Below are 24,410 nucleotides of genomic sequence, written 5' to 3'. Positions count from 1 at the left end.
ATAGCACGAGGGCACTATAGTAACTCTTCGTCTGGAACTGCTCGAAGATCTTTGGCGGGGAACCCCTTGATAACTCGCTTTTCCGTGGTATCTTTGCTAACCAATGCCCCCGCAGCCACAAAGGTTTCCGGAGCTACCTTCACCCCTGGCAAAAGGATCGAGCCTCCGCCAACACGGGCCCCTCGCTGAATGGTAGGGCCTTTGATTTCTTTAAAGCGTTTTTCAGTCCGTCCCATGTAATTGTCATTGGTCGTCGTAACCATGGGCGCTATAAACACTCGTTCTTCGATTTCCATATAGGCAGTTATATATGAACCTGTCTGTATCTTGGTGAATTCGCCAATCTTAGTGTCATTTTCTACTACTACTCCGCTGCCGATAACCACGTTCTGCCCAATTGAACATCTCTCACGAACGACTGCTCCATCTCCAACAAAGGCCTTATCAGCATAGTTGGTGCCGGCATAAAGGACGGCAGAACAACCTATCGTAAATCCATTACCTATCTGAAGAGCGGGCATGTCCGCTTGTGCTTTAACTGTACTCGTTGCCGAAGCCTTCGGCAGACGTCCGATTGAAGAATTGCTGCCAATAAATCCATCTTCCCCAAGAATAGCTTGCGGATAAACGGTGGTATGATCTCCTACGCGAGTTTGCTGTCCTATTACCGCACCTCGACCAATACTCACATAGTTACCCAGCTCAACCCCGTCCCCGACCTTTGCTTCGTCGCTAAGGACACACCCAACTCCCAAGATGACATTTTCCCCAAGCACAACATTTTCTCCGATCACACAAAACGGCCCGACGGTTGTGGTTATTGGGACAGTTGCACTGTGGGCTATGAGATTATGATTCATAATTCATCACTCCTACTCAACCAACGGAAACACGATCGGTTCCTTCGTCTCTTGGCACTTATAAATCGCCAGAATAATCTCTAATGCCTTGCGTCCCTCTTCTCCCGGTATGGCCGGTACTCTGTCTTCTCGAATCGCTTGAATCATATCTGAGATGATTTCTCGGTGGCCAAAGCCGTAAACGTTTGGAGGGTCCCCTGCTTGGCTGGCGAAGATCGTTTCTTTTTCCTCTGCGCTGTCCGGGAACTCCCAGACTTCGATGCGGTTGACTGCAATTCCGCCAACAATGACGGATCCCGTTTCACCGAAAACATTCAAGGTCTCTTCAATGTTCGTAGGATAAATAGTAGAGGCTGCCTCAATGATTCCGATGGCACCGCTTTTAAATTTGATAACGGCTGCTCCCATATCTTCCATTTCAATTTTGCGCATAAATGTTTCTGTATATCCAAAAACTGACTCCACCGGTCCAAAGCTCCACTGCAGGAGGTCAATGTTATGTATCGACTGATTCATGAGTACCCCGCCGTCATGGAGTTTTGTCCCGCGCCAAGGTGCTTGCGTATAATAGTTATCATTCCGATTCCAACGCACTGTAGCCTGTCCATGAGTCAATTTACCAAAACGTCCATCTTCTAATGCCCCACGAAGGAGTTTCACTGAGTCATTAAAACGGTTTTGATGAATGACACCTAATTTTACACCCGCTTTACGGCAAGCCGCAATCATAGCATCCGCTGTTTTCAAGGTCATGGCCATTGGCTTTTCTACAAGTATATGTTTGCCTGCTTCAGCTGCAGCAATTCCGATTTCCGCATGTATGCCACTGGAAGTTGCAATAGTAACGACATCAATGTCTGTCCTTTTCAGCATTTCCCTATAATCGGTGTAGGGCTCTGCCCCATATTTATCGGCAAAGGCTTGGGCCAACTCCGGCACTATATCACAGACTGCGACTAGGTCTGCCTCAGGAAGGGAAACTATAGATTCTGCATGTTTTGGGGCAATTCGCCCACACCCTATAATTGCAAACCGAATTCTGTTTTCTCCGTTCATATAAATACAACCACTCTTTCCTTGATTTATCAATTCCGAGACTCCCACTTCTTCAAGTGGGTGTTCCTTATTCTACTTCAGTGACGATAGTCTCCGGTCGAGAGTATCTCCGAGGGCCTTTCCCAATAGGAACATTTGACGCGAAGAAGGTATACTCCCCGAAGTCTCCATGTACAGCTTTAGCTGAACAAGTTCACTTTCGCTTGCTGGAAATCATCCCACTTCTAAGGCTGTAGAGACAAGGAACTGTCTGTTGTCGGGGTTAATTTTAAGAATATGCTGTTCTTTGCTTGTACTGTACAGCTTTAAGGGGAATCTGCTGATTCCCCTTAAAGCGTTGGGTTTCTATACCTCAATCGCCATATTTCAGAGTCTAGATTTTAGCGATCTTCTCACGATTGCTGAGAACATTTTTCGTGGCATTACGGGTATCTACTACGAGTTTGGCCTTGTCAACAACTCTCTCATAATCCACTGCCGTATGATCGGTTAGGATTAAGACAGCGTCCGAATTAGCTAAGACTTCATCCGTCAGGGGGACACTCTCCAAGTGAAGCATACTTCCACCGTGTGGCTCAATAACCGGAATATAGGGGTCATGGTAGGTGATACTTGCCCCCTGCTTGCGCAAGAGTTCGATAATTTTTAAGGCTGGAGATTCGCGCATGTCATCAATATCCTTTTTATAGGCTACCCCAAGGACAAAGATCTTAGCATCTTTCAAGCTCTTGTTGACACTATTTAAGGCACGCACAACTTTATTGATAACATAATATGAAACTTCTACATTGATCTCACCGGCAAGTTCAATGAAGCGGGTATGGAAATCATACTCACGAGCTTTCCAGGTGAGGTAGAAGGGATCAATAGGGATACAGTGCCCTCCTACTCCCGGACCGGGGTAAAAGGTTTGAATTCCGAATGGTTTTGTTCCTGCGGCTTCAACCACTTCCCATATATCAATTCCCATGCGGTCACAGAGCATCATTAGTTCGTTCACCATAGCAATGTTAACCGCTCTGTAAGTGTTTTCAAAGACTTTGGTCAACTCAGCAGCCGCCGGTGAGGATACGGGAACCACATTGGATATAGTTTGGGTATAGAGTGAATAAGCAATTTCTAAGCATGCGGGAGTCATTCCTCCCACCACTTTAGAGGTGTTTTTTGTACTGAAGCGTTTGTTGCCTGGATCGACGCGCTCCGGTGAGAAGGCGAGAAAAAAGTCGCGACCCACTTTGAGTCCTGTCTTTTCTAATAAAGGCAGAATGACTTGCTCTGTTGTGCCTGGATAGGTCGTGCTCTCTAAGGTGATTATCTGTCCCGGGCGAAGATATTTTCTGATCTCTTCTGTCGACGCCTGCATGTAGGAGATATCCGGGTCACGAGTGATGGTTAAAGGGGTAGGTACACAAATAATTATGACATCGCATTCCGCTAAGCGCGAGAAATCTGTGGTTGCGATCAACAACCCGCTCTGCACAACATCCTTGAGATCTTCATCTTTGACATCCCCAATATAGTTGTCCGCTGCATTGACGCGGTCCACACGTGCCGGGTTGATGTCAAAACCTGTCACGGGAAATCCGACTTTCCCTTTTTCTACAGCTAAAGGGAGTCCTACATATCCTAAACCGATAACTCCAATTCTTGCTTCATGTTTTTCTATTTTTTCTTTGAGAGCTTTGGCAACCACATCTTCGTCAGTAATTACATTCCGTACGGTTAACATCTTAATAAATCTCTCCTTAATCCATTCTAAGACTCCCACTCCTGAAGTGGGAGTTTCACTTTTCTGTTTCATCTCAAGTCTGGCTTTAGCTGGACTTAGTTCAGTGATTAACTACAACTTTTTCCACCTTCTTACGAAAAGTGGGGATCACGGTCTGTAACAATTCAATAACTTCATCTCTGGTTAAAAAGCTGCCTCGTTCTCGAATGACATGGGTTAACTCTTCCAGGAGTTTTACGTCGATTCCATTCGGTTTTGCAACGAAGATTCTACTGTGTTTAGTCGATGTAACTCCTTCTTCAGCCGTCAATAATTCTTCGAAGAGCTTCTCACCCGGCCGAATCCCTGTGAATTGGATCTTAATATCAACATCGGGGTGGAAACCCGAAAGCCTGATTAGGTCTTTGGCTAAATCCACGATCTTAACCGGTTTCCCCATATCTAAGATGAAGATCTCACCGCCGCGTCCCATGGCTCCTGCTTGGATGACTAACTGGGCCGCTTCAGGAATTGTCATAAAGTAGCGAACCATATCCGGATGAGTTACCGTAACTGGCCCGCCTTGAGCAATTTGCCGTTTAAAGGTAGGAATCACACTGCCGCGGCTTCCTAAAACATTGCCAAACCGGACGGCTACAAACTTCGTTTGAGAACGAAGATCCAAGCTTTGGATAAGCATTTCCGCGGTACGCTTAGTAGCTCCCATAACACTTGTTGGATTAACCGCCTTGTCTGTAGAAATCGAAACGAAGGTCTTTACTTTTACTTGATCGGCGGCTTCAGCTAAATTCTGTGTCCCAACAACATTATTCTTTAGAGCTTCTTCCGGGTTTCTTTCCATCAAAGGGACATGTTTATGGGCTGCAGCGTGGAAGACAACCCCCGGCTTATATCTATTAAAGATTAAGAAAACCTTTTCTCGGTCTTTGATATCCAAGATCTCAGTTATGTAGTCGATTCCCGGGTGTTCGACACGCAATTCTTGTTCGATGTCAAAAATACTGTTTTCCCCGTGTCCGAGCAGAACCAGCTTCCCTGGATTAAACCTGGCAATCTGACGACAGATTTCCGAGCCGATGGATCCACCGGCTCCTGTGATAAACACAGTTTCTCCTGCAACATAACCCGCTACTTCCTCCAGATCAACGGAAACCGGGTCTCGACCAAGCAAGTCCTCCACCTGGACTTGTCGAATCGGGTTAACATTAATGTCTCCGCTAATAATGTCATAGACACCCGGCATTATTTTTAAAACGACCCCGGATTTTTCACATATTTCCACAATTTCGCGAACGGATTGGCCTGAAGCCGATGGCATGGCAATGATAACTTCATCCACGTTATGTCCTTTTACAATACGGGCAATATCGATCCTCGTACCTAAGACTGGAATTCCAAGTAACTGCAACTTCTGTTTTGAATGATTATCATCGATAAAACCGACTGGGCGACCATCTCGATAATTACGGTTTTTTAATTCTCGGGCAGCTAATACTCCGGCATCTCCTGCCCCAACAATAAGTACTAGTTTCTGCGAGCCTGGGACATGACGATCTAAGGTATTTTCCTGTAAGATCCGCCAAATAAACCGCGAACCTCCAATTAAAAAAACCATTGCCAACCAAAGAAGCAATGCTGCAGTGTGTGGCATCCTAATATAGGTGAGAGTTGCTGCATTAGATATACCATAAAAGTATACCACTGCTACTGTTCCTCCAGTTCCAACTGAAACAGCATAAACAATCGAAAGTAACTCCCCTGTACTTGCATACTGCCAAAGACGATTATATAACCCAAAGACGTAGAAAACCGCAAGATATAAAATAGTCCCGCCAATGGCTGTCTGATAATAAGTCTGGTAATAATTTAAGGGTATACCTTCATCAAAGCGCAAATAAAAACTGCCGAAAGCTGCCAAGTTGATTAACAAAGCATCAATCAGCATTAAAATCAACGTTCGTTTGCGGAATAACACGTTGCTCAACCCTTTCTCGCTACACCTCAACATTAAACTTTATCGTTCTAAAGTTTACTACAACTCACATGGTTTTACAACTATGAACAATCGGCAGCCTCTGTTCAAGGCGACTCAAAAAATCCCTTTAAAGATCTTAATTTAAGATCTTTTTCTGCTCTGAGAGCCTACTAAATAGTAACTAAAAGGAAGGAAACTAACCAGCCTAATACTTAAATAGCTTAAAATAATCGTGATAGCAAATACTATGGGATAAAAAGCCCAACTATCAAAATCTATCTGATAGTTCCTGAGGATTTTAATAGCGGATTGGTTAAAAAAGATATGGATTAGATAGATTCCGAAGGAATAATCTCCGATTCTTTTAATAACTTTAGCAAAGATACTTCTCCTTTTCCCAAGAAAGCTCATAGACACCTTAAAGAGAAATAAAAAGGAGATGACTCTCAGAACAGGATATATGAGCTCCGGACCTATGAAGAAGTAAGCTGGAATGGAGTCATATCTATAGCCTGTCGTTAAACCGATAATTACAAAAAAACTGGTTCCTAAAGTTAGGGCAATGGACATGATCAATAAAAAGGACTTTGGCACCGTGAATTTCCCCTTAAAGGAGTCAAAATGATCCCAAGTATAAATCCCTAAGCAAAAGTAAAAAAGAAAGCCCATAAAGTTAATTTTTGTACCTGATAAATATGAGGTGTGCAGGCCAGCCATAAAAAATGTCTGTATCATTAACATTAGAACCAACAACAGTTCTGATCTATTTCTCTGTTTGAATAACGAGTAAATTCTTATGATCAGGGGATAAAGGATGTAAAATTGAATGATGATCGAAAAAAACCATAGATGATATGAAGCATCTGCAAGCCAAATATTATTTAGTAAAAGTGCGAAGTTAGTATCCAACGAACTATTTTTCATGATGTCCCAATGGTTAAATGCAGTATATAAGATAGAAAACAGGAAGTATTGGGGAATAATCGAGCGTACTCTTTTTCTGTAGAACTCCTTTAATGAGAATGACTCACAATAGTTCTTAGCTAACACAACCCCCGATATCAAGATAAACAGCGGCACTGCGAATTGAGAAAAAATATCTGCCCATAAATTCACCAGAACCAAGGAGTTGAACTGTTTAACTTCTGTAAAGTAGCCTGTTGTATGAATAGCGATTACTGCTAAAACCCCAAATCCTCTTAAATACCCAATTTCCTCAATTATATCGGGTTTGACATTACTTGTTCTGCTTCGAATCATGTTGATATTCCTTCCTCTGATTGGTCAGCTCTTCGAGTACACGTTTTTCTATAGGTAACTAAACGACGAGTTCGCCTAGCTGCACCAAAGGTTTAACTGAGCACTAGTTTATCATACACCCTGGTTTTATGCATAAAAAAGGACTACTTAGTCATTTTTAGACTGTAGCCCTTTTTAACCAATTACTGTATTGTGCTCTCTCCCGTAATTATCCAACGCGAACTTTGTTTAACGAGATTGACACGAACTTGAACAATCTGTTCATGCTCTTCCCCTACTGCAGTTCCATCAGTTAAACTGTAATCCTTTGCTGTATAACGATAATCCACTCGCAGGGTCGCGGCGTTTTCAGAGACACTTTCCACATCGACTTGATCGAAGACTATTTGACTCACATCTAAGCCTATACCTTGTACCAAATACTCTTCTGCCCGCCGCGCATGTTTTTCAAATAAATCTCCCGTATACGCTTTAGCAAGTTTGAGACGAAAGGTAGCCATATCTGTTGATTTCCAGGCTCCGAAAAAGATTCCGATGTTCTGCTTATAGTCTGTGATAACTTGTTGCGCCATAAGTGAATCCTTATTAGAAAGAGAATGAAGATCACTTTCAGACATGCCGACTGTCCCAGGGTCTTGCGGCGGGATCTGAATAGGATCATTCACGGTACCCGAAACAGTTTGTATCTTATCTTGGCCACGCAACTTGGAGATAAATGAAGTCGGGGAACTCGAATTCGTGAGTAAAGACACACCTAGTGTCCCAACCAGTACACCAAGTCCTAACGCCAGCGCTCCAAACAAATAATTCATCTTACGCATAAAGACCAATATCTCCTTCAAATGGTTTTATTACTATATTGACCAAAGAAAGGAGATGTTAGACATTTATTTTGTATTTAACAAAAAACACAAGGCCTGTCCATTATAGACGGCCTTGTGTTTTTTATCATTTATTTAATTTTAAAACAATCTTGATCAGCTTCTAACCTTGTAAACACAAGGTCGTTTCCACTAATCCGATTGCCAATTCAATTTTCAACGGAATAATATTCTCAATTTAGTCTTTTTCGATAGGCCTGTCTCCCTCCGCTTTAGCAGATTGTCAATCCATAAAATAACCAATTTGATGGATCAATCTATATATAAAATCCGAAAGTCTTATAATGCTCATCAAAGAATTGTACTTTTTAGCCTTATATACATAAACCTCATTATCAAATACAAGTGCGCCATTGTGCACCTTGAATACAATTTAGTGCAGTTAGTTACCGCATATAGTGCTGCAGCTAAGCTTCATTTCATTCTTATGTTCATTGCTTCAGTTAATACCTAAATTATGTCCGTTTGGTTGCAAATGGCGTCGCTCCGTAGATCTTTGAACTTGCGTCATTGCGCATAAGATGAGCATCGAGATCGTGAATTCCTTGGTGGAACTGTTCAATCCGGGTTTTATCCTTCGAATCAAACGAATCGATCCCACTGTTTAACAGCACATCCAGGTAACTCGTAAAGGCTGAAGCTTTGGAAGCATTCGCTTCATTTTTATACTGCTTGTCCAGCAATGTTTTATGGAATACGATGTACTTCTTAATGTCTTCTTCGTTCATCTGGGGACCCGCTGCCGGCCCATAGAGATAACCATCTACATATTGGTGGATATTCCATGCGGAGCCAAAGGCTAATGTTTTTGCATCATCACTTAATGCAGCCTCTCCGAAGAATGCAGTGACAGACGGCGCCAAGTCTATCAGCTTAGTGTCCGGTTCCCTGTACTTATTTTTCGATCCCGAATCACTTTGTGGGGGTGAATTAACGGTCGTGGGTGCTGCGGTGGGCGTTGTTTCCGCTGTTCCTTTTACCGCAGGTGGAGCAGTTCCTTCAGGCAACATCGTACCATTACTGCCATTAATGCTGTTATTGCCGTCAACAGCTGGTGTTTGAATAACCACCTGGTCAGTAATAGCGCTTTGTTGCCTGAAAACCTTCCAGACACTAGGGCCATACACCCCTGCTGCAACAACAGCACCCGCAAGAACTAACGTTCCGGCTAAGGTTACTATTCTCTTTTTGTCTATTGGTATCATTAGTCTCTTCCCTCCTTTAGACTTTTTTTATACTACGAGAGCATTTTACCAATTTTTAGGAGAGAAGAGTGTCGTTTTTGCTGTAGAGTCTGGTTCATTTTCTGTTCTCTATGTTCACGAACTGTCAAAAGCCTTCAGCCAGTCCATATAATTCGCGATAATCAAGCAGCATTGTCCAAAAAAAGTCGGTAATTTATTAGGCCAAGAACAGAAATATTTGGACCCTCACCAAAAGCGGTGAGGGTCCAAATATTATCTGTTCTCGTCTTCCCTTCGAACTACTTCTCGAAGATAATCAAATAGTTCTTCCGAAAGATCTCCTCTGCGCAAGGCATAGTCGATGGTTGCTTCCACAAAACCCAGCTTATCTCCAACATCATACCGACGACCTTCAAATTCATAAGCGAGTATCTCCTGATAGCGCCCCAGTTCCTTAATTCCATCTGTGAGCTGTATTTCTCCACCCCTGCCAGCTGGCAGACCCTCTAAGATACCAAATATTTCAGGGTTTAAGATATATCGCCCCATGATAGCTAAGTGAGTTTCCGGAGCCTCCTCCGGACGCGGTTTCTCTACCATATTCTTGGCACGATAAAGCCGATCAGCAAACCTTTCCCCATCCACTATCCCGTATTTAAGAGTATCCTCCAGCGGAACCTCTTGAACTCCTACTATACTTGCCCCATAGCGCTGATAGTGATTGATCATTTGCTTCAAAGCAGGCACTTCTGAATAAATGACATCATCCCCTAAAAGGACCGCAAACGGTTCGTTACCAATGAATTTCCGGGCACTGTAAATTGCATGTCCCAAACCTAAGGCTTCTTTTTGCCGAACGTAATAAATATCCGCCATCTGTGCAATATCCTGAACCAAATCTAACAGTTCGTCTTTAGCATTCTTTTCCAAGAAAGCTTCAAGTTCCATCGAGCGATCAAAGTGGTCTTCAATGGCCCGTTTATTCCGGCCTGTCACAATAACAATATCCTCTATTCCGGATTGAATAGCCTCTTCTACAATGTATTGAATAGTTGGTTTATCCACAATCGGCAACATTTCTTTTGGTTGGGCCTTTGTTGCCGGTAAAAAACGGGTTCCCAGCCCGGCTGCCGGTATCACTGCTTTACGAATTCTACGCATGCTAACGCCTCTCCTTTGTTATAAGACTTTGTGCCCTCGATTAAGATTTCTTAGGGACTATAAAGATTCACACATTCATTCACTGAGAGGGTTTCGACGAGCAGCCATTAATTACCTTCTACTTTTTACATATTTGTAAAACAATACATATTACGAGCCTTTTCATTGTTATTTTCCAAAACATTCCTGGATCCTTTGGAATGCTCTAAAAATTATATTACCATACTAAGAACATGGAAAAACTTAAACACTTCTTTATCTACGGAATTATTGGCCTCGTCGTTGAGGTCATGTATACGGGTTTAGCTTCCCTTCTCAAAGGGGACTTAAGCATGCAAGGGTTCACCTTCTTAATAATGATCCCCATATATGGACTCTCGGTATTTCTAGAACCCTTACATACCTCTCTGCGCTCACATTCCTGGTGGATTAGGGGTTTGATTTATCTTGCCGTAATCTGGACCATAGAATATTCCAGCGGTTCAGTCTTGACTTCAATCTTAGGAAGCTGCCCTTGGCAATATAATGACTCGTTAAATATTAACGGATACATTACCCTCCGAATGGCTCCCGAATGGTTTCTGGCCGGATTAGGATTTGAATATCTCCATGATTTCATGGATAAATTGCCCTTTAAAATATAAAGACCCTATAAATTCGGTCGATACCGCTATCCGCCAGCACTGTTAACGAGACTTATTTTCCCATAAAAATCAGTCTGCCTAAAGTATTGAAATGCGTGCAAAAGAATTGTTTTATGATTACAATTAAGAACGCAGGAGCGATAAATCGCTCCTGCGTTCTTAAAGTTATTATGCTTTGTCTTATCTTACTTTTCTTTTTCTACAGGAGCTTCAAGTTTTTCTAAAACTTGGTCAACAAGCCCATATTCTTTGGCTTCCTCAGCCGTCATATAATAATCGCGCTCTGTGTCTCTTTCAACTTTCTCAATGGGTTGCCCCGTTCTCTCAGAGAGAATTCTATTCATCTTTGCTTTAGTTCTGAGCAATTGTTTAGCATGAATTTCGATTTCAGTCGCTTGCCCGGAAAGTCCATGCCCACCAATTAACGGCTGATGAATTAAGACTTCAGCGTTAGGCAAAGCTACTCGTTTTCCCTTAGCACCGCTTGCTAAAAGAAATGCCCCCATACTTGCTGCCATTCCGATACAAATCGTACGTACATCTGAGCGAATATATTGCATAGTATCATAAATAGCCATTCCTGCAGTGATCGAACCACCGGGACTGTTAATATACAGATTAATATCTTTTTCAGGATCTTCTGCTTCGAGGAAAAGCATTTGTGCTACGACAAGATTGGAGACATCATCATCAATACCACCCCCGAGGAAGATAATTCGATCTTTCAAAAGACGAGAGTATATGTCGTAGGAACGTTCCCCACGATTTGTTTGTTCTACTACCATTGGGACTAGATAACCCATTTACAATTCCCCCTATTTCACTTTTAATTAGGATACTGTAGTTAACTTAATATATTCTTGCCGATTAACTTTATTTTAGTACAAAGGTCAGTTAAGGTCAAATGATTTGTTGTAAAAAACCTACCTTTATCATATAATCTAAAATTTTATTCAAATAATCCTCAGTAATATCTGGCCATTCAAACCCGGTTTCATTTAAATATGCTTGAGTAATATTACTCTCGATCCCAACTTTGCGCTCCGGATCAACATCACGCGCCTCAGTTAGGTCCAAAACAAATCCCCTGAGCGCAGGTAACGACTCTACATAGTATTCAATTAATTCGTAAAACGATTTCATATCTAAAGGCTTAATTCTGATATCCAGTGTATGAAGGATATCGATTAGTTTTGTCATCTCGATTTTCTTATGGTTAAACATGTGAAATACGCGACCAGCTCGTGTATTTGTCTTAATGATATTAACAATGCCTTGAGCGCAGGAATCTACTGGGGTAAATTCCAGTTCCTGATGCAGTTTATCCCTTGGAATCGCTCTAATCTCCAGTATCGATTTTAGTTTCTGATAAAAAGCATTTTCGTGAATATTTTCTTGGAATTGACCATCTGAATATCTGCCGGTCAATACTCCTACTCTAAAAATAGCAGCTTGCAGTCCCAATGAGGTTGCTTTAAAGATATTTACCTCTGCCTCAAATTTGCTTCTAATATATAAATTATCACGATAATTTTGACCTATATACAGTTTAGTTTCGTTAAAACACCCGCTGGCAAATTCACCCGTTAATTGATTCCCAGCAATACTTAGAGTGGATACATGGTTCAAAGGCCTGCCGAAGGTTAAGCAAAAATCTATTACTTCCTGTGTTCCCTGGACATTTACTTTCTCGAAATCAAAATAATCCCCATAATGTTTAACCAGCCCCGCTGCATGAACCACAATTGAAACATTCTTTCCCAACTCCCTATAATCTTCAGAAGTTAGGCCAAAAAGTTTTTGGGAGATATCCCCTTTGATGATTTTTATTCTGGTATAGTCACACTTCACTGATACCGAGAAGTAGCTATTAAATAGACGTCGAAACCGTCTCTCCGTTTCAGTCCCGCGAACTAAACAGTATATAGTGCTTGAAGTACTATTCAAGAGTTCCCAAAGCAGATGCATCCCTAAAAAACCAGTTCCTCCCGTTAAAAGCACGTTTTCTCGCAAAGCTGGCATCAAGCTTTGCAAAGGTTGATCATAATTCACATCTGGCCGTGGAAATTCCTCCTCTAACTTAATAATTCTGCTTTCTTTTATTTCTCCCCTTACCTTATCCGAAAGTTGCCGAATCGTAGGATAATCATAAAAGTCCTGAGCATTTAAATCCCATTTTCTAAACCAAATCTCTATGAGTATCTCAATAATTGCCAGAGAATCTCCCCCAAGGAGAAAAAAGTTATCATCAATGCCGACGTCACCAACTCCTAATACTTTAGACCATAATCTGACCAATTCTTCTTCTACTGGATTTCCCGGAGGTGTCAGTATTGTATCCTCCAGCTCTGCTCTCGATATCGGATCAGGCAGACTCTTTTTATCTACCTTGGAGTTGGGAGTCAGGGGGATCGCGTCAAGCCACACAAATTTTGCAGGAATCATATATTCCGGTAAGCGCCGCCCTAAATATGCTCTCAATTCTAAGGTAGAGCAGACCTTATTTCCGACTAAATATGCGCAAAGATAATTCTTCTTATTCCCATCCTCACGAGTTATGACAACAGCTTCTTGTACTTGTTCATGTTTAATTAAACATTCCTCAATTTCCCCTAACTCGATACGAAAACCTCGGACTTTGACCTGATCATCATTTCGACCTAAATATTCAATCTCCCCTTCTGAAGTCCAACGTCCAAGATCTCCGGTTCTGTACATAATCTTCCCTTCATGAAAAGGGTCGGGAATAAATCTTTCTTGGGTAAGATCCGGACGATAGAGATATCCTCGAGCAAGCCCTTCTCCGCCGACATAAAGCTCCCCTGTCACTCCCATAGGAACTAGCGCCCCGGTACTATCAAGAATATAAATCTGAGTATTGGCAATAGGCCTTCCTATAGTTACGTGATCATCTTGAGTTGCCTCTTTATACATACACCACACAGTCGTTTCAGTAGGCCCATACATATTGTAAATTCTTGCGACCGGGGCAACTTTCTGCAGTTTATTGAGCACTACTCTAGAAAACGATTCTCCTCCGATGAAAATATCCATTAAGGGCGTCAAACCTGCAGAGCATTGGGAATCTTTTAACAGGGACTGGATTTTAGAGGGTGTGGCCTGGAGCATTTGAATATTGTTCTTCTTGATAAGATCGAACAAGAGATTGGGAATTTTCTGTTCAGATTCATTAGCCATAACCACACATAACCCATAGGATAGCGGTACCAGAGTCTCCATAACAAAGATATCAAAGGCTACTGTAGTCAAGGAAACAATTGCCTTCTTTTCTGAGAAGCAAAAAAATTTCCAGAGGGCATGAATAAGATTATTAACTGATTGATGTTCAATCATTACTCCCTTGGGAGCACCCGTTGATCCAGACGTATAAATTACATAGGCTAAATCATCTGGCTTATTAAGATTTTCCAGATCTGAGGATAACCCTGAGTATATTAACGAATTATTCAGATCAACCTGCTCTAAACCTAAGGTTCTTTCAAGCCTTTCAACAGCCTCCTTTTCCTTAATACCGGAGGGATTTGTTAATAATATATGTGTCCGGCTATTACGCAACAGATCCTCAATTCTACTAACCGGGGATTGAGGGTCAATAGGCAGATAGGCGCCTCCTGCTTTGAGTACTGCCAGAATACCGATCATCAGTTCAGGGGAACGACTGAGCATAATTCCGACAATATTATTTAAGGTTACACCTTTTAGCCTTAAGGTCCAGGCTAGTTGATTGGCACGTTCATTTAATTCTCGATATGTAAGTCTATTGTCATTAACAATTAAAGCAATATGCTCTGGGGTTTTCTTTACCTGTTCTTCAAACAACTGATGTATTAATTTTCTTTTAGGATAATCCAGCTTCGTAAGGTTAAGTTCATGGACAAGTTTGTATTTATCTTGTGTTGTCAACAAAGAGATTTGAGACAAGGATTTGGAAGGCTCTGAAATCGCGTCTTTTAAAAGATTTATAAAGTACCGATGAATTTCTTCAACTTTTTCATCACTTAAAGCTTCAACTAAATAATCATAATCAAGCCTCAACATTCCATCATCTTTCCAGTCACTTATGCTAAGAGACAGAGTGTTAATTTCATGTCCATTAAAACTCCAAAAAGTTTCTAGGTCCATGTTTTCGACATCTAATTTAGAAACTTGATACGAAAAAGCGATATCGTTTAAAGTCCCTGAAAAACCATACTTTGCCCTAATATCTTTAAGAATCTCTTTATATGGATAGCGTTGGTTTTTTAACAATCGCTTCCATACCTTAGCAGTATGTTCAAGAAATGTTAAGAAGTCCCATTCGCAATCAAGGGTTATAGGAAAAGGTATATTGCTTATAAACATTCCGGCCGTATTCCTCTGTTGATAATTTGCCCTATTAAGTACTGGAGTACCAATCACAAGGTCCCGTTTAGAGGTTACTTTTGATATGCATAAGGAAAAAATGGCGAAGAAAAATATAAAACCAGAGACATTATGTTTTATTGAAAAGGCTTTAACGTCATCGCAAAGATCACGGGATAAGATCATGGTTTTTCTTTTAGCCCGACTATTCCTCTTTCCTCGATTTTTTACATTTAACAAAGTAGGCTCAGGAATTGTCTCAAACAATTTTTGCCAAAAAGCTTTACGTTCCATATATTTAGGGGAATCACTATAACTGATATCTTCTAAAATATAACTTAAGTAAGAAGGTTTTGGTTCTATTTTAAGGGTTTTATAGTTTATTAAATCACTATAGACGTTAAGTACTTCTTTGATAATCATCGTCAAGCTCCACGCATCCGAAATAAGATGGTGAAATTTAAAATACAATGCTACTTTAGAGTTACTTAGTCTGACATAGGCAATATAAAATAAATCAATGTCTAAAAGCTTAAAGGGAAGCCGTGTTTGATGATCCTTCCAGTACTCAAACTCTTTTAGTCCATTTGAATGACTAAAATCCAGTCGTTCGATCTGGTATTCCCGGAACTCGGATATAAATTGGCGGGGTTCTCCCTCAATCATAATGAATCTCAAACGAATCGCTTCATGCCTTTGGATAATTAAGTTAACCGCTTTCTCAAGGACGTCCATATTTATATCTTCTTGGATTATCACACCAACCGCTAAATTTGCATGGCTTGTATTTCTATAAAATGTTTCTATGTCCCATATGGATTGTTGCGGGAATGTCAGAGGGTAAAGTATTGGATTATTCATCTTCCATCCTCCTAATAATCACTTAATATTTTCTCCACCCTTTACCAAGCTGAGATGAGAAAATTTTAATTATTGGCTGATAATGTTACCAAATAGTAACCACTTTTTAAAACTATCGGTAAGTTCTTGAAGGAATGTGATTGATTATGTCGAAATAATAATATGTTTTATCTAACCATATTTGAAAGGTGGCTTTCTTTGCCGATGCCTTCTCCATTTCTAAAACTCCCTGATAAATATAAACGAGAATTCTTTGATGAAATAGTACGTTTAAATTTTTTACGCTCGCGTAATCTTGCACTGGTTCTTTCCCTTCTTAATATGTTTTTTATTTTTTTTGATCTAAAGAATTATCAGGAAGGGCTATGGTATTGGCGGACCCCATCTGGGTATTTGACTTTATTTTACCTTCATGTATTCTTAGGCCTTATATTATCAATTTTCCTCCTATTCTCATGGTTCAATAGACTAAAGTCAGAGGACCAAATACTGACTCGTTGGCATTCTTCGTTGGGGACCTTTTTTTCCGCTTTCATTATCCTTTTCAGTTCCTGTATCTCCATAAACGATCAGCTCCTTCACAATCAAATCACTGTCTTCATTCTTGGTTCTATTTTAATTGCAACCAACAACTACCTAAAACCGATAATCAGTATAACTGTATTTGCTTCTTCCATGATTTTATTTATGCTTGGAATTACGTTCTTGCAATCGGATTTAGACGTTCTTAAGGGTAATTATATCAATGGCACAATTCTGATCATTTTCGCGTGGTTTCTATCGTTTACTATATATAACATGAAGATTCAAGACTTTGTCAGTCAAAAAACGATCCAGCAAAAAAACAACGAGGTCGAAGACTACAATAATGACCTCATTGAGATCAACAACCGTCTTGAAGAGTCTCTACAGGCCTTAGATGAATCTCAAAATGTGATTTTCACCTTGGCCTCGGCCTTGGAATCTAAGGATACTTATACCCGTGGACATTCTGAGCGTGTTGCAAACTATGCCCTCCAGCTGGCACAAACCCTTGGACTTTCAGTCAATGAACAGCAAACCGTTTGGCGAGCAGCACAATTACATGATATTGGAAAAATCGGAATACCCGATGCAATCTTAAATAAATCCGGCAAACTTAACGAGGAAGAATGGGAAATCATGCGCTCACATCCTGAAATGGGAGAAAACATTTGTTCCACGCTCAGTTTTGCTCGTGATTTCCTGCCACTTATTCGCCATCATCATGAACATTTTGACGGAACAGGTTATCCTGATGGATTGAGGGGAGAGGAAATACCCTTTTTGGCAAGAATTATTACGATTGCCGATGCTGTAGATGCAATAACCTCTCATCGTTCCTATCGGCCAAGCCGAACCATCGACTATGCATTAGAAGAATTAGCCATGGGAAAGGGTCACCAATTCGATCCCACTATTGTTCAAGCTTTTATTGAGTCCTTTAATTATGCTTAGCTGATAGATAAAGGAACTTTGAACTTAACGAAGAATGTTGATCCCATAGGGCTGGATTCGATCGTGATTGTTGCATTATGCCGTGCAACAATTCCGTAACAGACTGCCAATCCTAACCCCGTACCAGTCTCTTTAGTCGTCAGAAAAGGAGTGCCCAGCCGATCTATTATTTCTGGTTTAATACCCGTTCCTTCATCTTGAATGACTAGAATTACTTTTTCGTCCTTAAAGTGTGTTCTTATGATAAGGCAACCACCTTTAGACATTGCTTCAAATCCATTCCGAGCCAAATTAAGAATCATCTGGCGCATTTCTTTATCATCTAAAATCAGATCGGGTATTACATCCAGTTGAGTCGTCACGCACTTATCACTCCGAATAGCATCCACCTGAACAAGAGGTAGGATGCTATTAATAATATCATTGAGATTATGTCTGGTAGCCTCAGTTACTTTCGTACGACTTATGGAGAGGAATTCCGTAATAATATGGTTTGCGCGATCAAGTTCGCTAATCATAAGCGGAATATAGCCGCTGTATTTAGCAGAATTAGTATTTTCAGCAAGTAGCTGTAGAAATCCTCTAACGGTTGTCATCGGGTTTCTCACCTCGTGACCGATACTTGCCGCCATTTCACCGACCAAGTTCATCTGATCCATCCGTGTCATTTCCTTCTCTATCTTCTTCTGAGCAGTAACATCCCTGACAATAGTTGATGCTCCAATAATTGTTTCATTGTGATTCTTAATCGGAGATACAGTCAGATGAACTTCAATAATCCGTCCGTCTTTCCTTTGACGAGTAGTCTCAAAATGTGAGACGGACTTCCCTAGAGAGATAGTTAACAAAATATCATCCAGCTCAAACTGCTTGTCTGCCGGAAACAATTTTCTAACTGACAAGCCCACCATCTCTTCCTCCGAGTATCCGTAAATACACTCTGCCCCTCTGTTCCAATCTATAATTATACCTTCTAAAGTCATTCCAATTATGCCGTCTTCTGTTGACTCAACAATAGATGCTAACCGAAAGATCTTTCTTTCAACTTGTTTACGTTCACCCACTTCTTTCATAAGCTGATGATTAATTTCTTCCAGTTCCCTTGTGCGTTCTTTTACTAGACTCTCAAGGCTATTTTGATGTAAAAAATCTCGGAGTTTAGAATTATAAAGAGTTAACGATAAAACCCAAGAGACAAATATCAGCATAAAAGTATTAATGTAATGTCCATTTAGCACCAGAGAATCAGGCTGATTTCGTGCTATTCCCAAAATAACAATAATGTAGGACAAAAAATAGGCCCAGAAACTTTCCATCGGACTTAAGCTAAAAAAGACAGCTATTATTAGGCAAACCATAATGTAAACTGTCAATTGTCCATGAATCCTTTGATCAACCCAGCCGGTTATAACTGCAGCCATGACTAAGCAAAAGACCGCAAAACAAATCTCATATACATTATGAATCCATCTTACATCCTCCACTGACTTAAGGTTTGTGTGCCAATATAATATTGTGATTACTGTCGTTCCAAGTCCAAATACAACATGAGAGTAAAAAAGCCATTCATACCCAGGAGTACTGCTCCAAAGACCCTGTTGATAATTACGGTAATCCGTAAAAAGGAAGATCCAATCTAATAAAAGCAAGACCATTGATAAAATTCTCAGGCGAAAATAATTTGAAAACACTTTATTCTTTAAGAATTCCTTTTGAGACTTATTTATAATAAATTTATTATTTATTTTAATAGTCTTCATTGTCCACTCCTGTTCAAGATTGGGCTTAAACCCCTATAAATGAAACATATATATATTCCTGTTTAGTTACCAATAATCCTTCTTTTCATCAAAAAATACCCATCAGCTCACATCGAACTTTTTAACCCAATTATGTTCCCTGGAATACAATGGAATATAATTTTGGGAAAGGCGGCGACTCAGACGTGGATCAATCAAAGACACAATCCCCTCCTTATCCTCCCTATTTTGGCCCTTATCCACTAGCCCCAAACAGTTTGAGGGGCTATAAACCTTCACTTCCAAACAAGCATAGTTGTTCTACTGTCTGTCCCCCCCTTCTTCCTTTAAAACGCAACTTTAATCTTGGCTACTGGGAATTACTATCGCCTGCTCTTTTCGGGACAGCTGGGGCACTTTTTTTAAGCCTTTTCTCGAGTGAAGATAATCCAGTTAAACAATTTGGAGGCACCCTCTTTAAATTTTCAATCGTCGGGTATGCAATCGGTGCGACCATCGCAGTTTCCTTAGCAATATCTGAAGTCATAAAAGAATCCAAAGCTCCCTACAACCACTTACTCTGTCCCATCGGTGGGGGGATTCTGGCAATTATCTTTCTTTTCTCGGCAGAGTATCTGCTCCTCTATAGATTTTTCCCTTCCAGTTTTACAGGGAATGTGGGAGATAACTTAGGAATTCAATTTCTTTCATTTTTATATTTGAGCATTACGACGATTGCTACTGCCGACTTAGGTGATATCTTGCCGACAGATATTACGCCCCGTTTGTTGATCGCGACAGAAATAGCCTTTAACCTGTTTACTTTGGCAACAGGAATTCAGCTTCTCCTTGCACAAAACAGCTAAAATCAGGGGGTTATTTCCAGAAGCATCCCCCTGAAAGATGGCCCTGCCAATGTATAATGAATTCATTCGCAAATATGCTTATATTTGGACAAGATTCATTGTAATATAAAAGGCGAATTAAAATCTAATAATTACAAAGGGGTAATTTAAAGATGAAAATTTTGGAAAACGTAATGGAACAAGTTGTGAAAAAGAACCCGAACGAAACCGAGTTTCACCAGGCTGTAAGAGAGGTCCTAGAATCTATCGATCCGGTTGCTGAGAAGCATCCTGAATGGGTAAATGCCGGAGTATTCAGCCGGATTGTTGAACCAGAGAGACAAATCATGTTCAGAGTCTCCTGGGTTGATGATAGTGGAAAAGTTCAAGTAAATCGTGGATTCAGAGTACAATTTAATAGTGCCATCGGTCCTTATAAAGGCGGTTTAAGATTTCATCCATCCGTTAATCTAGGAATTATTAAATTCCTGGGATTTGAACAAATCTTTAAAAATTCACTCACAAGCCTTCCTATTGGTGGAGCTAAAGGTGGATGTGATTTCGATCCAAAAGGTAAATCAGACGGAGAAATCATGAGATTCTGCCAAAGCTTTATGTGTGAGTTATCTAAACATATTGGTGCCGACACAGATATTCCTGCAGGAGACATTGGCGTCGGTGGTCGCGAAATCGGCTTCATGTATGGTATGTATAAAAGAATCCGCAACGAATTCACCGGAATTCTTACCGGTAAAGGATTAGCCTACGGTGGGAGCTTAGCACGTACTGAGGCTACTGGTTATGGCCTTTGCTATTTCATGGAAGAAGCTCTTAATGCAAAAGGCAAATCCTTTAAGGGTGCGACCGTTACCATTTCTGGATCAGGAAATGTTTCAATTTATGCTGCAGAAAAAGTCCAACAATTGGGTGGAAAAGTTGTTGCGATGAGTGATTCCAATGGTTATATCTTTGACCCGGCAGGAATTAACCTAGACACTGTTAAACAAATCAAAGAAGTTGATCGACTCAGAATCAACAAATATGTAGAATCTCATCCAACTGCAACTTACAAGGATGGATGTGCTGATATCTGGAGTGTTAAATGCGATATTGCTCTTCCATGTGCCACTCAAAACGAATTAGACGGACAAGCTGCCCAAACTCTGGTAGCTAATGGATGCTACGCTGTCGGCGAAGGCGCTAATATGCCTTCTACTCCGGAAGCGGTTAATCTTTTCATTGATAAAAAAGTAGTTTTTGGCCCGGCGAAAGCGGCTAACGCTGGCGGGGTTGCGACTTCCGCTCTCGAAATGTCCCAAAACAGTATGCGATATTCCTGGAGTTTTGAAGAAGTCGATGCGAAACTTAAAGACATTATGATTAACATTTACAAAAATACCAGCGAAGCTGCTAAGGAATATGGCCAAGAAGACAATCTCGTTGTAGGTGCGAACATCGCCGGCTTTATTAAGGTTGCTAGTGCAATGTATGCTCAAGGAATTGCTTATTAAGCTTGATTGGTAATGAACTAAGTTTATACGTTTGATAGACAAGGCACCTTGGCAAGTTACCAAGGTGCCTTGTCTATTTTTACACTTAGCTCTTTTCCCTAATCACCTACACTTATCAGGTAAAATGCCCGTAGAAAAAAACTTATTGTCCTTTGATTAACTATTTGTTTCGTCTACGGCTAAAGCGGCTAAGAAATTCCTTAATTCCTCCACGTTTCTCGGTCGCTTCTTGTACCTTCAAAGTATCTGCCAAACGCCCAGCTTCACCTTGTGAATTCGGTCCTTGGAGGTTTGGTCCCCCTTGGGGAAAGGGCGGATAATTCATTCCTCTTTTCTGCATAAAACGTTCAAGACCCCTCATAGGAAATGGGTTTTGTCCCAAGCTTTGCATCAGATTTTGGGTATTTGGGTTATTAAAAAGATTAAGTCCTCTAATTGACACTCCACCTTCACCTCCTTGACTTGATCTAAATCATGAGACTCCCACTTCAAGTGGTACCCCGATTCTCCTTCGGCGGGGGTAAAGTCCCACTAAAGTTTCGATGTTCAACTTTAGTTGAACGAGTTCATTAAAGAGATTTAACGATAATGGGCTCCCTTGTGATAGGAAGCCCCTTTCAGATGAACCTTAGAAGATAACTCCCAAAGCGATTAGAATTAAAATCGCAATCGTGATGATTCCAACTCCTACTCCTGTACCAACAACGGGAGCAACACAACACCCTCCACCATAACCGTACATATTATTTATACCTCCTATATTAGGTGAGATTACTTAAACAGTGGGCTCCTTAGAATACAATTCCCATCGCAATGAGAAGCAAAATAATAACAACTACCACTGCAATACCAGCGCCAACGCCGCTAGCTCCGTCAGCTCCGAATGCCATTTAAAATCCCCCTTTCATTCTTTATACATTATACGAAGATCCCTTTACTTTGTTTACACATATTGGTTAAATTTCATTTATTTACTTGTGTTTTATTAATCAATAACTTCTCTACCATTAGTTAATTGCTTATCACAATAGAAAGAAAGACCGTTCCCTTATATTAGAGAACGATCTTATGTCTTTGATTCTTTATAAATGTTCTTCTGATGATCATACCTTTGAGTGTTGATAGTATCCCCTTCTTGTTTAGTTATAATGCTAGTTCTCCACTGGCTCCTGTTCTTATTGTATAAACATTATCCACTGAAGATACAAAGATCTTTCCGTCTCCAATTTCTCCGGTCCGTGCTACTTGGGTAATGACCTCGATGACCTTGTCAACATCACTGTCAATAACCACAACCTCGATCTTCACCTTTGGAATAAGATGAATGGTATACTCAACACCTCTATAAACCTGAGTATTTCCTTTTTGCTTTCCACACCCGATTACTTGGGTCACTGTCAATCCATTAACCCCATGTGCACCTAAAGCATCTTTTACATTGTCTAACTTTCCAGGCCGAATAATCGCCTCAATTTTCTTCATATTCAAATCCTCCATCATTATTTAGTCCGCTTGTTTTTTATCAAGCACTATAAGGGTAACTAACTTAGCCTATTAGATAAACTCTGAATATGCGGTTTCTCCATGTAGCGATAAATCCAAACCATTTGCTTCCTGTTCTTCATTGACGCGCAATCTGGTGAACAAGCCTATTACTTTTAATATGACGAACGTTGCTACTACAGCAAACACCACGGTAATTAAAACACTCGTAGCCTGAATACCCAATTGGGACATATTTCCATAGATTAATCCATCTGCACCAGCTGAATTGATAGTCTTGGTAGCAAAAATTCCTGTGGCCAGTGCTCCCCAAGTTCCTCCAATGCCATGGCATCCGAAGGCATCTAAAGCATCATCATAGCCGAACTTTGCTTTCATTACACTGATTGCGATATAACAAACTAATCCACCTACTAAACCGATAACTATGGAGGAGAGTGGGGTCACAAATCCGCAAGCAGGAGTAATGGCTACTAACCCGCTGATCGCACCGCTGGCTACGCCAAGCATCGTGGTTTTCCCTCGATGGATGCGTTCCACAAACGCCCAGGCAATGGCAGCCGCAGCAGCGGCAGTATTTGTATTAACAAAGACCATTCCAGCTAAACCATTAGCACCCAAGGCGCTCCCTGCGTTAAAACCAAACCAGCCAAACCACAGGAGCCCTGCGCCTAAAACGGTCATCGGCAAATGATGAGGTGCCATTGATTCTTTGCCAAGCCCCTTACGCTTTCCAAGTACCAAGGCTGCAACTAACGCAGAGTAACCGGAACTAATATGAACCACATTTCCTCCTGCAAAGTCTAACGCCCCAAGATTCCTTAAGAAACCACCGACACCCCAAACCCAGTGGGCCACGGGATCATAGACAAATGTTGCCCATAACAACATAAAGAGTATAAATGCCGGAAAACGCATCCGCTCTGCAACAGCGCCGCTAATTAGAGCAGGGGTAATTACAGCAAACATCATTTGAAAACCCATAAAAACAATTGCAGGGATAGTGGCAGCATAATCCGTGTTGGGATCCATCCCAACTCCATTTAAACCTAACCAGTCTAAGCCACCAATTAAACCGTGATGATCCGTTCCAAAGGCTAGAGTAAATCCAATTAAAATCCATTGCAACGAGATGAGGCCAATGGCAATCCAACTATGCATAAACGTGCCAAGAACATTCTTTTTTCGAACCATACCGCCGTAGAAGAGCGCTAAACCGGGCGTCATCAAAAGAACCATAGCTGACGAAACTAAAATAAAGGCTGTATCTCCCGTATCCATAATTATTCCTCCTTACTTCGAAAACCTGGCTAAAGCCAAGCCATAAGCGTCACCATGACTCAACCAACGATGGTTTGAGATT

At 40.9% G+C, this 24,410-nt stretch carries 18 protein-coding genes; 4 read left to right on the top strand and 14 right to left on the bottom strand.

Annotation, left to right across the window (positions count from 1 at the left end; all coding sequences use genetic code 11):
• Positions 1 to 14 precede the first annotated feature (14 nt).
• The 8 genes from LJE72_RS16920 to galU form a co-directional block, all read right to left on the bottom strand.
• A complete protein-coding gene (locus LJE72_RS16920) occupies positions 15 to 860 on the bottom strand; it encodes an N-acetyltransferase (RefSeq protein ID WP_229249037.1) in 846 nt (281 codons plus the stop codon).
• A 12-nt stretch (positions 861 to 872) separates the two neighbouring features.
• Positions 873 to 1,916, bottom strand: coding sequence for a Gfo/Idh/MocA family protein (locus LJE72_RS16915; protein ID WP_229249080.1), 1,044 nt, complete (start codon positions 1,914 to 1,916; stop codon positions 873 to 875).
• 373 nt (positions 1,917 to 2,289) lie between these two features.
• Positions 2,290 to 3,645, bottom strand: a complete 1,356-nt coding sequence (locus tag LJE72_RS16910; protein WP_229249036.1) for a nucleotide sugar dehydrogenase — start codon at positions 3,643 to 3,645, stop codon at positions 2,290 to 2,292.
• A gap of 100 nt (positions 3,646 to 3,745) precedes the next feature.
• On the bottom strand, positions 3,746 to 5,620 hold the full coding sequence (locus tag LJE72_RS16905; RefSeq protein WP_229249079.1) for a polysaccharide biosynthesis protein: 1,875 nt from the start codon (positions 5,618 to 5,620) through the stop codon (positions 3,746 to 3,748).
• Positions 5,621 to 5,761: 141 nt separating this feature from the next.
• Positions 5,762 to 6,880, bottom strand: a complete 1,119-nt coding sequence (locus LJE72_RS16900; protein ID WP_229249035.1) for an acyltransferase — start codon at positions 6,878 to 6,880, stop codon at positions 5,762 to 5,764.
• 182 nt (positions 6,881 to 7,062) lie between these two features.
• Complete coding sequence (locus tag LJE72_RS16895; RefSeq protein WP_229249034.1) at positions 7,063 to 7,701, bottom strand: hypothetical protein; 639 nt, start codon at positions 7,699 to 7,701, stop codon at positions 7,063 to 7,065.
• Between the two features lie 515 nt (positions 7,702 to 8,216).
• Positions 8,217 to 8,966, bottom strand: a complete 750-nt coding sequence (locus LJE72_RS16890) for a hypothetical protein (RefSeq protein WP_229249033.1) — start codon at positions 8,964 to 8,966, stop codon at positions 8,217 to 8,219.
• Positions 8,967 to 9,218: 252 nt separating this feature from the next.
• Entirely contained in the window at positions 9,219 to 10,106 is an 888-nt protein-coding gene (gene galU / locus LJE72_RS16885; RefSeq protein ID WP_229249032.1) for a UTP--glucose-1-phosphate uridylyltransferase GalU, read from the bottom strand.
• A gap of 233 nt (positions 10,107 to 10,339) precedes the next feature.
• Between galU and LJE72_RS16880 the strand changes: the two genes are divergently transcribed.
• Positions 10,340 to 10,750 carry a putative ABC transporter permease gene (locus LJE72_RS16880; RefSeq protein WP_229249030.1) on the top strand — a complete coding sequence of 137 codons (411 nt, stop codon included), beginning with the start codon at positions 10,340 to 10,342 and terminating at the stop codon, positions 10,748 to 10,750.
• A gap of 185 nt (positions 10,751 to 10,935) precedes the next feature.
• On the opposite strand, the gene clpP is transcribed toward LJE72_RS16880, so the two are convergent.
• Positions 10,936 to 11,553 carry an ATP-dependent Clp endopeptidase proteolytic subunit ClpP gene (gene clpP / locus LJE72_RS16875; protein ID WP_229249028.1) on the bottom strand — a complete coding sequence of 206 codons (618 nt, stop codon included), beginning with the start codon at positions 11,551 to 11,553 and terminating at the stop codon, positions 10,936 to 10,938.
• A gap of 97 nt (positions 11,554 to 11,650) precedes the next feature.
• On the bottom strand, positions 11,651 to 15,973 hold the full coding sequence (locus LJE72_RS16870) for a non-ribosomal peptide synthetase (protein WP_229249027.1): 4,323 nt from the start codon (positions 15,971 to 15,973) through the stop codon (positions 11,651 to 11,653).
• A gap of 705 nt (positions 15,974 to 16,678) precedes the next feature.
• Here LJE72_RS16870 and LJE72_RS16865 point away from each other — a divergent pair.
• Positions 16,679 to 17,449 carry an HD-GYP domain-containing protein gene (locus LJE72_RS16865; RefSeq protein WP_229249026.1) on the top strand — a complete coding sequence of 257 codons (771 nt, stop codon included), beginning with the start codon at positions 16,679 to 16,681 and terminating at the stop codon, positions 17,447 to 17,449.
• Here LJE72_RS16865 and LJE72_RS16860 read toward each other — a convergent pair.
• Positions 17,446 to 19,209 carry a two-component system sensor histidine kinase NtrB gene (locus LJE72_RS16860; RefSeq protein ID WP_229249025.1) on the bottom strand — a complete coding sequence of 588 codons (1,764 nt, stop codon included), beginning with the start codon at positions 19,207 to 19,209 and terminating at the stop codon, positions 17,446 to 17,448. The two genes, LJE72_RS16865 and LJE72_RS16860, sit on opposite strands and share 4 nt — an antisense overlap.
• Before the next feature lie 185 nt (positions 19,210 to 19,394).
• On the opposite strand from LJE72_RS16860, the gene LJE72_RS16855 reads away from it, so the two are divergent.
• A complete protein-coding gene (locus tag LJE72_RS16855) occupies positions 19,395 to 20,054 on the top strand; it encodes a hypothetical protein (protein ID WP_229249024.1) in 660 nt (219 codons plus the stop codon).
• A 152-nt stretch (positions 20,055 to 20,206) separates the two neighbouring features.
• Positions 20,207 to 21,544 (top strand): NADP-specific glutamate dehydrogenase, encoded by a 1,338-nt coding sequence (gene gdhA, locus LJE72_RS16850; protein ID WP_229249023.1) that lies wholly within the window; start codon positions 20,207 to 20,209, stop codon positions 21,542 to 21,544.
• A 160-nt stretch (positions 21,545 to 21,704) separates the two neighbouring features.
• Here the strand turns inward: gdhA and LJE72_RS16845 are convergent, their stop codons facing one another.
• From LJE72_RS16845 to LJE72_RS16835, 3 genes are all read right to left on the bottom strand, one after another.
• Positions 21,705 to 21,986, bottom strand: a complete 282-nt coding sequence (locus LJE72_RS16845) for a hypothetical protein (protein ID WP_229249022.1) — start codon at positions 21,984 to 21,986, stop codon at positions 21,705 to 21,707.
• Positions 21,987 to 22,687: 701 nt separating this feature from the next.
• Positions 22,688 to 23,026: a P-II family nitrogen regulator gene (locus tag LJE72_RS16840; RefSeq protein ID WP_229249019.1), complete on the bottom strand. Its 339-nt coding sequence runs from the start codon at positions 23,024 to 23,026 to the stop codon at positions 22,688 to 22,690.
• A 72-nt stretch (positions 23,027 to 23,098) separates the two neighbouring features.
• Entirely contained in the window at positions 23,099 to 24,328 is a 1,230-nt protein-coding gene (locus LJE72_RS16835) for an ammonium transporter (protein WP_229249017.1), read from the bottom strand.
• Positions 24,329 to 24,410: the final 82 nt, after the last annotated feature.

Origin of the sequence: Desulfosporosinus shakirovi (genome assembly GCF_020595055.1) — a bacterium.
In the GTDB taxonomy this organism is placed as follows: domain Bacteria; phylum Bacillota; class Desulfitobacteriia; order Desulfitobacteriales; family Desulfitobacteriaceae; genus Desulfosporosinus; species Desulfosporosinus shakirovi.
This window is presented reverse-complemented; position numbering and strand designations above follow the sequence as displayed.